11 protein-coding genes and 1 tRNA gene are annotated in these 14,523 nt (G+C 41.3%); 7 read left to right on the forward strand and 5 right to left on the reverse strand.

The window, feature by feature from the left end; translation table 11 throughout:
• The first annotated feature begins 99 nt into the window (after positions 1-99).
• Positions 100-1,107, forward strand: coding sequence for a 2-hydroxyacid dehydrogenase (locus tag FG28_RS14375; protein WP_036383924.1), 1,008 nt, complete (start codon positions 100-102; stop codon positions 1,105-1,107).
• Here the strand turns inward: FG28_RS14375 and cls are convergent.
• The 4 genes from cls to ppdK all read right to left on the reverse strand — a co-directional run bounded on the left by cls (position 1,102) and on the right by ppdK (position 8,124).
• Entirely contained in the window at positions 1,102-2,517 is a 1,416-nt protein-coding gene (gene cls / locus FG28_RS14380; protein WP_036383927.1) for a cardiolipin synthase, read from the reverse strand. The two genes, FG28_RS14375 and cls, sit on opposite strands and share 6 nt — an antisense overlap.
• An 89-nt stretch (positions 2,518-2,606) precedes the next feature.
• The gene (locus FG28_RS14385; protein ID WP_036383929.1) at positions 2,607-4,337 is read right to left on the reverse strand and encodes an alpha/beta hydrolase-fold protein; all 1,731 of its coding nucleotides are present in this window, start codon (positions 4,335-4,337) and stop codon (positions 2,607-2,609) included.
• A 60-nt stretch (positions 4,338-4,397) separates the two neighbouring features.
• Positions 4,398-5,279, reverse strand: coding sequence for a cation diffusion facilitator family transporter (locus FG28_RS14390; protein ID WP_036383931.1), 882 nt, complete (start codon positions 5,277-5,279; stop codon positions 4,398-4,400).
• 118 nt (positions 5,280-5,397) lie between these two features.
• The gene (ppdK, locus tag FG28_RS14395) at positions 5,398-8,124 is read right to left on the reverse strand and encodes a pyruvate, phosphate dikinase (RefSeq protein ID WP_036383934.1); all 2,727 of its coding nucleotides are present in this window, start codon (positions 8,122-8,124) and stop codon (positions 5,398-5,400) included.
• Positions 8,125-8,468: 344 nt separating this feature from the next.
• Here ppdK and FG28_RS14400 point away from each other — a divergent pair, with 344 nt between their 5' ends.
• From FG28_RS14400 to FG28_RS14425, 6 genes are all read left to right on the forward strand, one after another.
• Positions 8,469-9,071, forward strand: a complete 603-nt coding sequence (locus FG28_RS14400) for a YceI family protein (protein ID WP_036383936.1) — start codon at positions 8,469-8,471, stop codon at positions 9,069-9,071.
• A 36-nt stretch (positions 9,072-9,107) separates the two neighbouring features.
• Positions 9,108-10,370, forward strand: a complete 1,263-nt coding sequence (locus FG28_RS14405) for a hypothetical protein (protein WP_036383939.1) — start codon at positions 9,108-9,110, stop codon at positions 10,368-10,370.
• A gap of 78 nt (positions 10,371-10,448) precedes the next feature.
• On the forward strand, positions 10,449-11,048 hold the full coding sequence (locus FG28_RS14410) for a YceI family protein (RefSeq protein ID WP_036383941.1): 600 nt from the start codon (positions 10,449-10,451) through the stop codon (positions 11,046-11,048).
• Positions 11,049-11,249: 201 nt separating this feature from the next.
• Positions 11,250-12,116 carry a sugar phosphate isomerase/epimerase gene (locus FG28_RS14415; protein ID WP_036383944.1) on the forward strand — a complete coding sequence of 289 codons (867 nt, stop codon included), beginning with the start codon at positions 11,250-11,252 and terminating at the stop codon, positions 12,114-12,116.
• 90 nt (positions 12,117-12,206) lie between these two features.
• Positions 12,207-12,283 (forward strand) — tRNA-Arg (locus FG28_RS14420).
• 139 nt (positions 12,284-12,422) lie between these two features.
• Complete coding sequence (locus FG28_RS14425) at positions 12,423-13,694, forward strand: phage integrase SAM-like domain-containing protein (protein ID WP_036383945.1); 1,272 nt, start codon at positions 12,423-12,425, stop codon at positions 13,692-13,694.
• Between the two features lie 301 nt (positions 13,695-13,995).
• Here the strand turns inward: FG28_RS14425 and FG28_RS14435 are convergent, their stop codons facing one another.
• Positions 13,996-14,343: a hypothetical protein gene (locus FG28_RS14435; RefSeq protein WP_036383949.1), complete on the reverse strand. Its 348-nt coding sequence runs from the start codon at positions 14,341-14,343 to the stop codon at positions 13,996-13,998.
• Positions 14,344-14,523: the final 180 nt, after the last annotated feature.

The raw sequence follows: 14,523 nt of genomic DNA on the forward strand, positions 1-14,523 counted from the left end.
GCCGAGAATACTATTCAAAGTACCTAGATTTTATTATTGTGGATGCTTTTTTAAGTCTGCACCCGATAGTATGTGAGTTCCATTTGTAATAAACCAAAGATGAAAGTACTAGTTTACAGCGCAAAGCATTTTGAGATTGATAACATTAAAAAGGCCAATGACGGCAAACACAAGATTACCTTTGTGCCAGATGCATTGAATCCGAATACGGCGGTCTTGGCAGCGGGCTACGAGGCCATTTCCATCTTTTCCAATGACGATGCCTCTTTGGTAGTGCTTGAAATCTTGAAGGATTTGGGAGTAAAGTACATCACCTTAAGGGCAACCGGCTACAACAATGTCAGCATTAAATCCGCAAAGCGAATAGGTCTTAGAGTGGCTTATGCCCCAGAATATTCCCCACATGCCATTGCGGAACACACTGTGGGACTATTGTTGGCTTTGAACCGTAAACTGATTCAGGCTGATGCACAGGTCCACAAACACAACTTTTTATTGGATGATTTAGTGGGATTTGATTTAAACGGAAAAACTGTGGGTGTGTTTGGAACTGGGCGGATAGGTTCCATCGTAGTGAAGATTCTCCATGCATTTGGATGCAAGCTATTGGCCAATGATGTTCAAAAGAACCAATTTTTGGAGAACCATTATGACCTAGAGTATGTAAGTTTGGAAGAATTGTGCAAAAGATCGGATATTGTAAGCATCAATGCTCCACTTACTTACGATACCCACCATGTTTTTAGAAACTCCTTGCTAAAAGTAATGAAGAAGGATGCCCTGCTCATCAATACGGCCCGGGGTGCCATTGTAAAGACGAAGGACGTTATCCATGCGCTTAAAAAAGGAAATCTGGCAGGCTATGCCGCCGATGTTTATGAGGCAGAAGAAGGTATTTTTTTCAAAGACAACAGTTCAACCGGAATAAAAGACGAGCAACTTTTGGAGCTCCTTTCTTTGCCCAATGTACTGCTTACGCCACACCAAGCCTTTGCCACCAAGGAAGCCTTGGCCCGGATTGCTGAAACCACCATATACAACCTAGATTGCTGGCAAGAGGGGAGAAGCTGTAAGAATGAGTTGGGTTATGAAACCTTTGTCTCATAAAAGTGGGCTCAACAATTTGGCAAAGCCCTCTATCAACTTTTTGAACCAATGCCTTTGTTTGTGTTTTTCATAATCCGCAAGAATGACGGATTTTTCACAATCGTTCAAAAAATTGGATTTCATTTGTTGGCAAAGGGCTTCGTCATACACAAAGACTTGGGCCTCGTAATTTTGTTGTAGACTTCTATTGTCCAAGTTGGCCGTCCCAATACTGGCTATCTCATCATCGCACAGCATTACTTTACTATGCAGAAAACCATCGGCATACATGTAAATTTTGATGCCTGCCTTTAGGTAGGATTCAAAGTAGGCCCTAACGCACCAATCCACCAGTTTGATATCTGTTGTGGTAGACATGAGAATCCTGACATCCACCCCGCTCAATGCCGCGGTTATAAGGGCCTGTAAAATGGCATGGTTGGGTATAATGTATGGGTTTACAATGTAGAGATACCTTTCTGCGCTGTTTATGATGGAAAAATAGGCCTGCTCCATCACATCAAAATCATCATCCGGACCACTTGGGACGATTTGTAACGAATACCCTTTTTCTGAAGTGGGAAATGTTTTAAAGGTTGAAGTATCCACATTGTTTCCACTGGCGAGAAACCAATCTTTAATAAAGGTTTTGTTCAAGAAATCAACGGCCTCACCTTCAATTTTTAGATGCGTGTCGTGCCACTTGCCAAGAGCGGGGTCTCCCTTTAAATACTTATCGGATATATTTATTCCTCCGGTGAATCCCACTTTATTGTCAATTACGATGATTTTTCTATGGTTCCTGTAATTTAGGGAACTCAGGAACCTTCCAAATTTAAAGGGAAGAAACTGTGCAGTTTCCACACCTATTGCCTTAAGTTTTTTCAGATATTTTTTGCTCAGCGAGTAACTGCCAATACCATCGTACAAAAGTCGGATGGTAACATTTTCAGCTATTTTCTTTTCAAATACTTGGAGAAGTTTGTTTGCCAATTCTCCGTCCTCAAAGATGTAATATTGAAGATGAATGTGTTCCTTGGCATCCTCCAATGCCTCAAAAATGCTCTCAAAGGTGTTTTTCCCATCTTTGAGCAATTCCAGATGATTATGGCAGGTAACCGGGCACCAAGAGGTATTGTTGATGAGTTGGGTAATTTTAAGTTTGTTTGCCGAAACCTCTGGAGCACAATGTATCGCACCGTTGTTATTTTTAGAGTCAAACCGGTTCTTTAAGGAAAACATCTTGTTTTTTCTCCTATTTCGTCCAAATAAGATGTAGAGAAGAACGCCTCCAACCGGAATTGTGAAAATGGCCAAAAGCCAAGCTAAGGTCTTACTTGGCCTGACCCCATTGAACAATAAGCTTACCACCATGGTCAAGGCAATAAGAACATAAAGGGCAATAAGAATAGGTATCAGCATCTGATTCATAAAACAAATATAAATCACTTAGGGCTGGCTTACATTGAGATGCGTCAGTAGGGCACAGATTGCCTTATTTTCTACAGCATTGAAGTATTCTATTGGTATCTCCAACTCGTTAGATCGGCACCTTGCGGCGCACTTTCGGCAATACGTTTCATGATTTTTGGAACGTACATGGAATTATACCGTAAACGGCTTATGGCATTGGGCAGCTCTGGGTCTCCATTCCAGCAGTGTTCGGCACGGTCACCGTACAACACTTCGCCCTCATAATACGGTTCGGTGGTGCTCTCCAAAAAATCTTCCATTAGATAGACCGCATTATTGAGATAGTAGTTGTCCATATCACCACAGTAAATATGGATTTTCCCCTTTAACTGTGGTCCCAATTTGTCCCAATCACGTTGTAAAATGTGCCGAAGGTCGTAGTTTTCTTTCCAGTATTCCGCTACTTCATGGTCAATGTCTCCCGTCATTTTATCCCAAATACGCACTGGGTAACCATCATCACCTTGTGGTGAATAGGTGGCTTCCCAAATATCCCATTGTTGACCTGACCTGGATTTATCACCCAAAACCAACTCCAAATGGTTGCCTTGCAATAAGGTGGATTGAATATCCCCTAAATAATTTCGATGGGAAGGAACCTCCAATCTTTTGTGGGGGGCATCGTAATAATAGGCATTATCATCTTCATAAATATTGGTAAGGCAATAGGCCCTAAAATCGATGGGGTCCGGGCAGGCGGCAAAACAGCCGTTGTATTCTTCGGGATATTTAACCTGTACGGCCAAAGCTTCCCAACCACCGGTTGAACCTCCATAAAGAAAACGGGACCACCCTTCACCCATGCCGCGAAATTGTTTTTCAATTTCCGGGATGAGTTCGTAGGTAATGGCATCGCCATAGGGGCCCTGACTTGCAGAGTTCACGGCGTAGGAATCATCATAATAGGGGGTGGGATGTTGAATCTCTATTATGAGGAAACGTGGAAAATCAGGCTCGTTCCAGCGCTTGTAAAAATCATAGGCTTCTTGTTGTTGTATGATGTTGTAGCCCTCCAAATCAAATCGTGCCGAATATTCAGGTTCCAAGTTAGGGTCCGGTGGCGTAGTTCGGAAGCCACCAAAATCACTGGGGAAATGTCCGTGAAAGACCATCAACGGATATTTTGCTTCAGGATGTTCCGCAAAACCTTTGGGCAACAACACATGGGCGCCTAAATACATATCCCTTCCGTAGAATTCCGATAATTTTTCGGATTTCACCTTGACATGCTTTATCCATTCCGTATCCTCTGGCTCTGGAATGGATGGGATTTCTTGGTCCATGACCACCGATACATTTTCAATTCCATCCCCCCCAATCTTAATTTTGAACGGTTTGCTGTATAAATTACCGGGTGAAGTGTTCCACTGTTGTCCCTCACCATTGTCCATGGGCAGTTTTACGGTATGCCCAGTGGATAAATTGAAGGTCTCGTACACATGTAAAAGCGCCTGCACGTTGTATTCCCCGGGAGGAACATCGCTTAAACTAGGGTAGGGGTAACCAAAAATGGATTCATCGAATACAATGGATTCGCCGGGAGCCATGCCATCCACGTTCATCCCAAAGATGAGTTGTGTGTTTAGCCCATCATTGATTTGGAAACGGGGTTCTTTACTGTCGTCTGTAGAAAGCATCAATAGCAATCTGCCGTCTTTGTTTTCCGGGCTTTCGGTTGCATCAAAACTTATAGCGATATTGTATTTTGATTTTTCAGTTGGACCGCAGGAAATCAATAAAAGGATACAACTGCAAAGGAAAAAATGAATCTTGGTCATGTTGGTGGGTTTAGATGAAAAAGATAGTTCATTTTATCAACTAACCCAAAGTATAAAGGCTTATTTATAGGTGTATTCATTAGGTTCTATATGGATGAGAACATGCCCCAGTTCGGGAATTTCATCCCTTAAATGGTCTTTTAGCTGATGGGCGATCCAATGACTCTTTTCCACCGTGATTTTGGCATCCACAATGGCATGCAGGTCTACATGGTATTTCATTCCAGATTTACGGATGAAACATTTTTCCGTACCCAAAATTCCTTCCACTTCGGAGGATTTTTTTCTGATTTCCAAAATCAAATCATCATATAGGTGTTCGTCCATGATTTCACCTAGCGCCGGACGAAAAATCAAATAACTGTTATACAGAATAAAGACCGACGCCAGAAGGGCGGCCCAATCATCGGCCGTTTCAAACCCTTTTCCAAAAATGAGCGCTATGGAAATGCCCAAAAATGCCATTACCGAAGTTATTGCATCACTTCTATGATGCCATGCGTCCGCACGAAGGGAAGAGCTTTGGGTTTGTTTGCTTTTTCTGATGACCACTTGATATGAAATTTCTTTCCAAAGAATGATACCTCCCAAAACTATCAATGTCCATGGTTCTGGAACTTTGTGTGGCGTTTGTATGTGCTGAATGCTTTCATAGGCTATGATGGTTGCAGAGGTTACCAAAAAAGCTACGACAATGAAGGTGATCAACGGTTCAATTTTACCATGACCATACGGATGGTTTTCATCTGGGGGCTTTTCCGCATATTTAAAGCCCAACAAGACCAAAAAGGAAGAAAAAATATCCGTGGTCGATTCTATGGCATCCGCAATCAGCGCATAGGAGTTTCCGAAAAAACCAGCTAAACCTTTTATCAGGGCCAAACTAACATTTCCAAGGAGACTGAAATAGGTGGTTCGTATCGCCGTTTTTTCGTTGCTCATACCTTTTTGTTGAGACTGTGCTAAGTTCGTGAATACAAATTAAAATTTTGAGCATAAAAAATCCCCGGCTTTTTAATTATTCCAAAACCGGGGATTCAACCAAGTAAAAGTCGATTGGTCAATTATTGTTCAAGGCCGCTTGTGCTGCGGCAACCCGGGCAATGGGCACCCTAAAGGGTGAGCAGCTCACATAGTTCATGCCCACTTTTTGACAGAAGCCCACGGAGCTGGGTTCGCCACCATGTTCCCCACAAATGCCTACCTTAAGGCCTGGATGGCTTTCCCTACCCCTTTGGGTGCCTAGCTCAATTAATTGTCCAACACCTTCTTGATCCAATATTTCAAAAGGATCTGCTTTTAGGATGCCTTTTTCAAGATATATAGGGAGAAATTTTCCTGAATCATCCCTTGAATAGCCAAAAGTCATCTGGGTAAGGTCATTGGTTCCAAAAGAGAAGAAATCGGCATTTTCCGCAATTTTATCTGCGATCAACGTGGCCCTTGGGGTTTCCATCATTGTACCAACGGTATACTCCACCGTATCCTTGCGTTTTTTGAAAACTTCTTCAGCTGTTGCATCAATGATTGCTTTTTGCTGCATAAACTCTTCCACGGTGCCTACCAATGGCACCATGATTTCAGGTTTAACGGTGATACCATCCTTTTTCACTTTTAGGGCAGCTTCCAAAATGGCTTGTGTCTGCATCTCGGTAATTTCAGGATAGGTATTTCCCAATCTACATCCTCTATGGCCCATCATAGGGTTAAACTCTTCCAATTCGGCCACTTTGCTTTTTACGGCAGCTAAGGAAATATGCAATTCTTCGGCCAATTCTTTTTGTGTGGCCAATTGATGGGGCACAAACTCGTGCAAAGGTGGATCCAATAGTCGTATTGTTACAGGATAGCCTTCCATCGCCCTAAAGATTCCCTCAAAGTCGTTGCGTTGCATGGGCAATAATTCTTTCAAGGCTTGTTTACGACCTTTAATGGTATCGGCCAAAATCATTTCCCGCATGGCCTTGATACGGTCCACTTCAAAGAACATGTGCTCAGTACGGGTCAAACCGATACCTTTTGCCCCAAAATTCCGTGCAATAAGGGCATCTTTAGGGGTGTCGGCATTGGTACGTACCTCCATGGTGGCATAATTATCGGATAGTTCCATCAACTCGGCAAATTCACCGCTTAATTCGGGTTCCTTGGTGGCAACTTTACCTTCCAAGATATTTCCTGTGGAGCCATTGATGGATATCCAATCTCCTTCATGGTATTCGTGGTCACCCACTTTAAGGGTTCTTGTCTTATAGTTGATTTTTAAGGCACCCGCTCCAGAGACACAGCATTTACCAATACCTCTGGCAACCACAGCGGCGTGGGAGGTCATTCCCCCACGGGCGGTAACAATACCTTTGGCTATGTTCATACCTTCTACATCTTCGGGAGAGGTTTCAATACGGACCAAAATACTGTTCTTGAATTTATCCGCCTCATCGGCAAAGAACACAATTTGACCAGTGGCCGCACCGGGAGAGGCAGGTAAACCTTGGGCAATGACATCGGCTTCTTGTAAAGCTTCAGGGTCAAAGATGGGATGCAAGAGTTCGTTCAGTTTGTTGGGCTCTATGCGCATCATTGCCTTTTTTTCATCTATAAGGCCTTCTTTGAGCAAATCCATGGCAATTTTTACCATGGCGGCACCGGTACGTTTACCGTTACGGGTCTGCAAGATCCAGAGTTTACCTTGTTGAATGGTAAATTCCATGTCTTGCATATCTTGGTAATGTGTTTCCAGTTTATTTTGATATTCAAAAAGTTCCTTGTAGATATCGGGCATCAACTCTTCCAAGGAAGGATATTTTTCCTTGCGTTCTTCCTCCTCCACTTGGGCAAGTTTGGCCCAACGTTGGGAGCCTAACAAAGTAATTTGTTGCGGGGTTCGGACTCCGGCGACCACATCCTCACCTTGGGCGTTGATAAGATATTCCCCGTTGAACACATTTTCCCCGGTCCCGGCATCCCGGGTAAAGCATACCCCGGTTCCCGAATCTTCTCCCATATTGCCAAATACCATGGCCTGAACGTTCACCGCGGTACCCCAATCTTCTGGGTATCCGTGCATTTTTCGGTAATAGATGGCGCGAGCACCGTTCCAACTATCGAATACGGCGGTAATGGCGCCCCAAAGCTGGTCCCATGGATTGTTGGGGAAGGGTTTTCCGGTTCTTTTTTTAACAATATCCTTAAAATCGTATACCAGATCTTGAAGATCTTGAACAGTAAATTGGGTATCCTGCTCAATCCTTCTTTTATCCTTTAAATGATCGATAATCTCTTCAAAGGGATCAAGGTCATCCTTGGATTCTGGTTTGAGCCCCATGACCACACTACTGTACATTTGAATGAATCGGCGGTAGGAATCCCAGGCAAAACGCTCATTGCCTGTCATTTTAATGACTCCTTTAATGGACTCATCGTTCAACCCAAGGTTGAGAACGGTATCCATCATGCCGGGCATGGAGACGCGTGCTCCAGAACGAACCGAAATCAATAAAGGATTATCATCATCGCCAAAAATGGCCCCCATGGTTTCTTCAATGTTGGTAATTGCGGAACGTACCTCAGGTTCAATTCGAGCAATGACGGCTTCTTTGCCTTCTTCGTTGTATTGTGTACAAACTTCAGTGGTGATGGTAAATCCGGGGGGCACAGGAATACCTATTCGGCTCATTTCAGCCAAATTGGCGCCCTTACCTCCCAATAGATTTTTCATTTTGCGACTCCCATCCGCTTTTTTGTTGCCGAAGGTGTACACGCTGAGGTTTTTATCAGTAAGTGTTTCCATTGTTTGTCTATTATGATTGTACTTCATGTTAAAAATCTACGTGTAAAAGTAGCAGCTATGTACACTTCAGAACATGATAAAAATCAGGGTTTTACCTATTAAGCTTTCATGCACCTAAATTCAAGGTGCTGCAAGAAGGGAAAACCTTTCATTTGTTATGAAGGGTTTGACTTTTAAGTGACGATAAGAAAAATATTGAAATGTAATAAGTTGTAAATCAAATAACTATAGGATTTATATGATTTAGATCAGTAAAAACCAGCAATTTGGGAAAACACTGACATTTATCATCTTTTAGGAATATTCGGTGTATGAACTTTGTCCCGATTAAAAAACCTAATACTATGCAATCACACATTAAAAATCGTCAGTTTTCACTGCATGCAGTTATCCTTGTAATGGCATTGGGCCTGTTTCCAATAGCAACCTCCGCACAGAGCCATAAGCTCAGCAATGGAGAAGGAGAAGTTACGGTAACAGGAACTTCCACCCTCCATGATTGGGAAGAAGTTGCTGAACAGAAATCAGGTTCCATTTCATTGGATAATACAGGTGAACTCCCAAAAATCAATTCCCTAAAATTTACGGTGGAAGCCGAGAGTTTAAAGAGTGGAAAAGGGGCCATGGACAAGAACACGTATAAAGCACTCAATACAGATGACTATAAGCAAATTGTATTTGAGTTGAAACAAGTGAAAAGTATTTCACCTGTTGTATCCACAGCCAACAAATACAGGGTTGTTGCCACGGGCAACCTCACCATTTCGGGGACCACCAATACCATAGACCTGCCTTTTAACCTAACCGTTACCGATAGCAAGGTATTGTTGGAGGGCAAGAAACCTTTAAAAATGACAGATTACAACATTGAACCTCCAAAAGCACTTTTGGGAACCATTACCACCGGTGATGAGATCGAGGTTCACTTTAATACAGTTTGGAAATAATTTAATCTTAATACTCAACTAAATAAATCTACAACAATGAAAAATTTTGCGAAATATGGATTATTGGCTGCTACTTTTATAGTAGGCCTATCGGGGTATTCACAAAGTCGTCAATTGGACAACTTTAGATCGCCCGACAAAAATGGGATCAATGTTTTTGAAGCTCCCAAGGATACAGTAAGCACCTTTGATGGTGTAAAAGTAAGGGTGGGAGGTTCATCTACCTTACAGTTTCAAGCATTGGACCATGAGAACTCAGGAGCCGTAGAGCTTATTCCCATAGGCGATAACTTCAACCTGGCAACAGCAAACTTGGACCTGGATGTGGCCTTGGCCAAAGGTGTGAGGATGCACTTGAGAACCTATTTGTCTTCTCGTCACCACCCAGAACCTTATGTAAAAGGAGGATATTTTCAAGTAGATAACTTGGACTTCATAAGCCCTGGGTTCTTGGAAGAAGCCATGAAGTACTTGACCATTAAAGTGGGTCACATGGAAAACAACTATGGCGATGCTCACTTTAGAAGAAGTGATAACTCCCAGGCGATGTACAATCCTTTTGTAGGCAACTTGATCATGGATGCATTTACCACAGAGGTTGGTGGTGAGGTGTACTTCAGAAAAAATGGGTTCATTGGTATGTTTGGGCTATCCAATGGAAAATTGAACCAAGCAGTGAACAATCCAGAGACCACTGGAGCATCAATATTAGCTAAGTTGGGCTATGATGGTCAAGTGAACGAAGACTTGAGATTACGACTCACAGGTTCTGTCTATAGCACAAATAAATCGGCTAGGACTTATCTTTACAGTGCAGACCGTGCAGGTTCTAGATATTACTTAGTGATGGAAGATGTTGATGCTTCAGCAACCAGCAATTTTAGATCTGGTAGATACAACCCAGGATTTAACAATGAGATCACTGCCTTTATGATCAATCCATTTGTAAAATGGAAAGGATTGGAGTTCTTTGGAACCTTTGAGACTGCTTCAGGTAAGACTGATGCGGAAACTGATGATAGGAAAGCAACCCAATTGGCCGGTGAATTGATTTACAGGTTTGGAAACAATGAAAACTTCTACTTGGGTACTCGCTACAACACAGTTAATTCAGATGACCCATCCGGTTCGGAAATAACAATTGATAGGTTCCAACTTGGTGGCGGTGTATTCTTGACCAAGAATATTTTGGCCAAATTGGAATACGTAAACCAACAATACGACGGATACGATACCACAAGTATCTTCCATGACGGTGAATTTAAAGGAGTTTTACTGGAAGCTGTAATCAGTTTCTAAACTTCCAATGTTAGTTGATCAGACCTAGGGCAGCATTGCCCTAGGTCTTAAAATGTAAAAATTGTATATTTAAGTATCATGATACCTTTGGTTCCACATACCATCAAAAGCTTTTCGGCAGCATCCATTCTTGTACTGGCTGTGGGGTTTTCAGACCCTGAACGAGAAATGATGGTTTCAGTAGCCTCAGAAAGTGAGGTGGTCATTTCAGGAACCACCAATGTAAACACTTTCAATTGTAAGTATAATTTACAAAGGCTTGAGTTGCCCATCCGTATGATCTACAATGAGCGATCCGACCGTATTCTTTTTGAGAATGCAAAACTCGAACTGGAAAATGATTGTTTTGACTGCGGCGGTAAAATGATAAACAAGGATTTTAGGGAGTTGCTCAAGACCGAATCGCATCCCCAAGTGGAATTACGCCTTTTGTATGTTGAACCTCCAAAACAGGAAACCAACGAAATTGGTGTTGGGATGGAAATCATCATCGCGGGAGTTACTCGTCAATATAAAGCAAACCTAAAATGCGAGGATCAAAAGAATATCTGTGTAAGCGGTACTTTGCAGCTCCGTTTGAGCGATTTTGGCCTAGAGCCGCCCCGCAAGGCACTGGGTATGATCAAGGTGGACAATGATATTAAAGTAAATGTTACCTTGGTAATCAAGGAAACTTAGAATTTCATAACGTTTTTTTATAATTTATGGCATCGTCAATGATTCATTGACGATGTTTTTGTGTTTCAGCACTATTACGATTTTTACACCTTAAACCTTAAGTTTATAAATAGTACTATTCTCAATCCATACAAAAGAATTTAGCAAGGAAAGCAGTATATTGTTGCCATATTAAACTTCAATTAACTACAAACAATAGCAATGAACAGGATTTTATCTACAAAAGGAATGCTAACCCTTTTTTTGGCATTTTTTACGATTACAATTTTTGCGCAGGAAAACTTTGGCGGACTGGCACTCTATACGGTGAGGGACAATATGGGTAAAGACCCCAAAACAACCTTAAAGAAGGTGGCCGATGCAGGGTATGCCTATATTGAGGCGGCCGGATATAATGAAGGAAAATTCTATGGAATGTCGCCGGAAGATTTTAAGGCCTATCTGGAAAGTTTAGGGTTAAAACCCGTTAGTACTCACCAAGGGTCCGCAACTTTAGATAATATTGATGAGGAAATTAAAGCAGTAAAAGCGGCAGGTTTTGAATATTTTGCTATTCCCGTGCCTCCTATGGGGCTTTTCACTTTTAATGCTGAAAACAGAACAATGGGCATGAAGGGTACTGTTGCCAATTTAGCAGAAATCCTAACTGAAATGGGGAAAAAATGTGAGGCCGCTGGTTTGAAATTGCTCTATCACAACCACGATTTTGAATATAAAAAGAACGACGAAGGTATAGTGCCCATTGACTATTTATTGGAAAACACAGATCCAAAATATGTGAACTTTCAAATGGATTTGTATTGGGTTACCAAGGCAGAGGCCGATCCAGTGGCTTACTTCGAAAAATATCCGGGAAGGTTTAAGTCATGGCATGTAAAGGATATGGATGATGAAGGTAAATTTGCTCCTGTTGGGGAAGGCCATATCGATTTTAAAAGAATCTTGACAGAAAAAGAGACTTCTGGAATGGCAAAATATTTTGTGGAGCAGGACATGACCTGGGACAAAAAGCCATTGGAAGTTATAAAAATCAGTCACAAAGGCATTGGGGAGATAGGGTTTGACTAGCCAAATGTTTGATTAGCGGGGAGACCGTAAGAAATAAAAAAAATATTTTTTACAACCATTGACATTAGTATCTTTGCACCCGCAAACTTGGGTCGCGTAGCTCAGCTGGATAGAGCATCTGCCTTCTAAGCAGACGGTCACAGGTTCGAATCCTGTCGCGATCACCACCTCTCAAACCCCTGTAAATACGGGGGTTTTTTATTTCCACACCACTTCCATGTTAAATATTCCACACCTAATTATTTGGTCAATTAAGGTCAATTTGGGTACATTTAAGCTGTTTTGTGTGCAAATTTTGTGCAAATCATGGCTACAAAGGCAGAAATAATATTGGATACCAGGAGGGAAACCAGCAAAGGTTATCCCATTAAAATCAGGATATATAATGATGGCCGTAAATATTTATCCCTAAAAGAGTATTCAAGCATTGAACATTGGGGCGACAATGGACTGCTTAAATCGCATCCGGATTACCGTAGATTGAAGAAGAAACTATTGGACAGGGAATTTCAATTGGTCCGTGAGGTAGATTACTGTAATGAGAACAATTTAGGGCTTATTGAATCATTTGAATTGATAAAGAACGGTATTGATGATAGGGAAACCCGGATACTGCAGTTAAAAAAAGAGCTGAGGTCTTTGGAAGGTGACAATGAGGCAATGCTGTTTGAGTTTTGGGATTTATTTATAAAGGAAAGGATTTCGCAAAAGAAGTCAATCAAAGCCTTTGTTGACACCAAACAACAACTGAAAGATTTTATGTTAGTGGATGATATGGCCATCAATGACATCAACTATGAGTTTTTGAATGAATTTTCCAATTATAAGTATGCAAATGATTGTGGCACCGGTGGTGTAAGCTTTTACCTGAGAACCTTAAGAACAGTTTATCTTGCTGCCCAAAAGCGTGAGTCCCTGGGCATCAAATCCGTTAATCCATTTAAGGGACTTATCAATGAATCGGTTTCAAAGGATCCTGTGGAAATGACGGTGGATGAAATGAAAAAATGGAAGAACTTCACTCCGCATAAGTTCACGAGGGAATCAGCGGCCAAGAAAATGATAAAGAAACGTGATATGTGGTTGTTCCAATTCTATATTGGTGGCCATGACTTTGTTGATATAGCATTGCTGGAATGGAAAAAAAACATCAGGAATGGCCGGATAAGGTTCAAGCGATATAAAAACCGCAGACACCCAAACGGTGGCCCAACAATTGACAATGTTTTGACCCCAATGGCGATGGAAATAATAAAGAAGCACGGAACCCCTTACAGGGACAGGGTGTTTTCCTTCATCCCCCATCCAAATGATAAGGAATCATATAGCCACTACATCAACAATACCAGGCGTGCCCTAAAAAAGATTTCAGAAGATTTAGAACTGAAAGATAGGATGAACACGAAATCTACCCGCTACATTTTTAAAACGTGGGGTGACCAGCTGCAAATACACGAAGGTACTATCAAGCAGATACAAGGGCATTCAAAACAGGGTGTTTCTTCCAGATATGGTGCCCGTCTACCGGATAGGGTGGTGGACAGGGTAATGAAAAAAATAATAACCCGAAAAAAGTAACATCTTTATTATGGTGCCAACACGGAACATTGAATTAGCGGACAGGTTCTTTTCCAACACAAACCTAGGTAATGAACTTTTTGATAACGACCCTTTGACCTATAACGAAGTGGTATGGATAATGGCTGATTTCTTAGCTGATCCAAACGGCACACCACACGAAAGGATATATAAAAAAGACATCCGTAAAAAGAAACAGTCCTATTTACGCATTAAAAAACCCATAATAATTGCGTTGTTAATGCTGATGATAGTTATACTGATTTGTTTTCTGATATTAAGATAACAATAGAAAAACTCATTAATTGGATTTTTCCAATTCTTCTATTTTATCCACCACATCAACTTTAGAAAATGAAGCATATTTTACAATCTGAGAATCTTTTGAAGTTATCAATGTCAGGTTTGCATTTGGAAGGTATATGCCCCAATATTCGTTATTTGTTCCATCCAAGGTTTCAGGACTTCCCCATTCCATCCATTTATCAAAAGGAGTTGGTTTTCCAATCAGTGATTTTGGATATTCAAGTCCTAGATTTAATGGGTCATTTTGCATATTCTGTGCTTTGTAAATTCCTTGTAAAGCTGCAATTATCAATAAAATTAGAGGTATTGAGATTGCAACCCAAACGATTTTTTTCTTTGTCATTAGAGTAGTTTATTTACCATTAAGATATTTAAACATCACCATAAAAAATTTATGGTCGATTAAAGTGTGGTTTTTAACGATGAATTGTGATTATTAGGGAAAACCTATAAAAAAATTAGGGTTTTTGTATAATGGTGGGTTAGAAAAACCATTTATATTGTACGCCCAAAACATTTAATA

The organism is Muricauda sp. MAR_2010_75, assembly GCF_000745185.1.
In the GTDB taxonomy this organism is placed as follows: domain Bacteria; phylum Bacteroidota; class Bacteroidia; order Flavobacteriales; family Flavobacteriaceae; genus Flagellimonas.

Bases quoted from the DNA above. Each gene is read 5' to 3' on its own strand.
- FG28_RS14375 (WP_036383924.1), top strand. From the start codon at position 100: ATGAAAGTACTAGTTTACAGCGCAAAGCATTTTGAGATTGATAACATT.
- cls (WP_036383927.1), bottom strand. From the start codon at position 2,517: ATGAATCAGATGCTGATACCTATTCTTATTGCCCTTTATGTTCTTATT.
- FG28_RS14435 (WP_036383949.1), bottom strand. From the start codon at position 14,343: ATGACAAAGAAAAAAATCGTTTGGGTTGCAATCTCAATACCTCTAATT.
- ppdK (WP_036383934.1), bottom strand. From the start codon at position 8,124: ATGGAAACACTTACTGATAAAAACCTCAGCGTGTACACCTTCGGCAAC.
- FG28_RS14400 (WP_036383936.1), top strand. From the start codon at position 8,469: ATGCAATCACACATTAAAAATCGTCAGTTTTCACTGCATGCAGTTATC.
- FG28_RS14425 (WP_036383945.1), top strand. From the start codon at position 12,423: ATGGCTACAAAGGCAGAAATAATATTGGATACCAGGAGGGAAACCAGC.
- FG28_RS14390 (WP_036383931.1), bottom strand. From the start codon at position 5,279: ATGAGCAACGAAAAAACGGCGATACGAACCACCTATTTCAGTCTCCTT.
- FG28_RS14410 (WP_036383941.1), top strand. From the start codon at position 10,449: ATGATACCTTTGGTTCCACATACCATCAAAAGCTTTTCGGCAGCATCC.
- FG28_RS14415 (WP_036383944.1), top strand. From the start codon at position 11,250: ATGAACAGGATTTTATCTACAAAAGGAATGCTAACCCTTTTTTTGGCA.
- FG28_RS14405 (WP_036383939.1), top strand. From the start codon at position 9,108: ATGAAAAATTTTGCGAAATATGGATTATTGGCTGCTACTTTTATAGTA.
- FG28_RS14385 (WP_036383929.1), bottom strand. From the start codon at position 4,337: ATGACCAAGATTCATTTTTTCCTTTGCAGTTGTATCCTTTTATTGATT.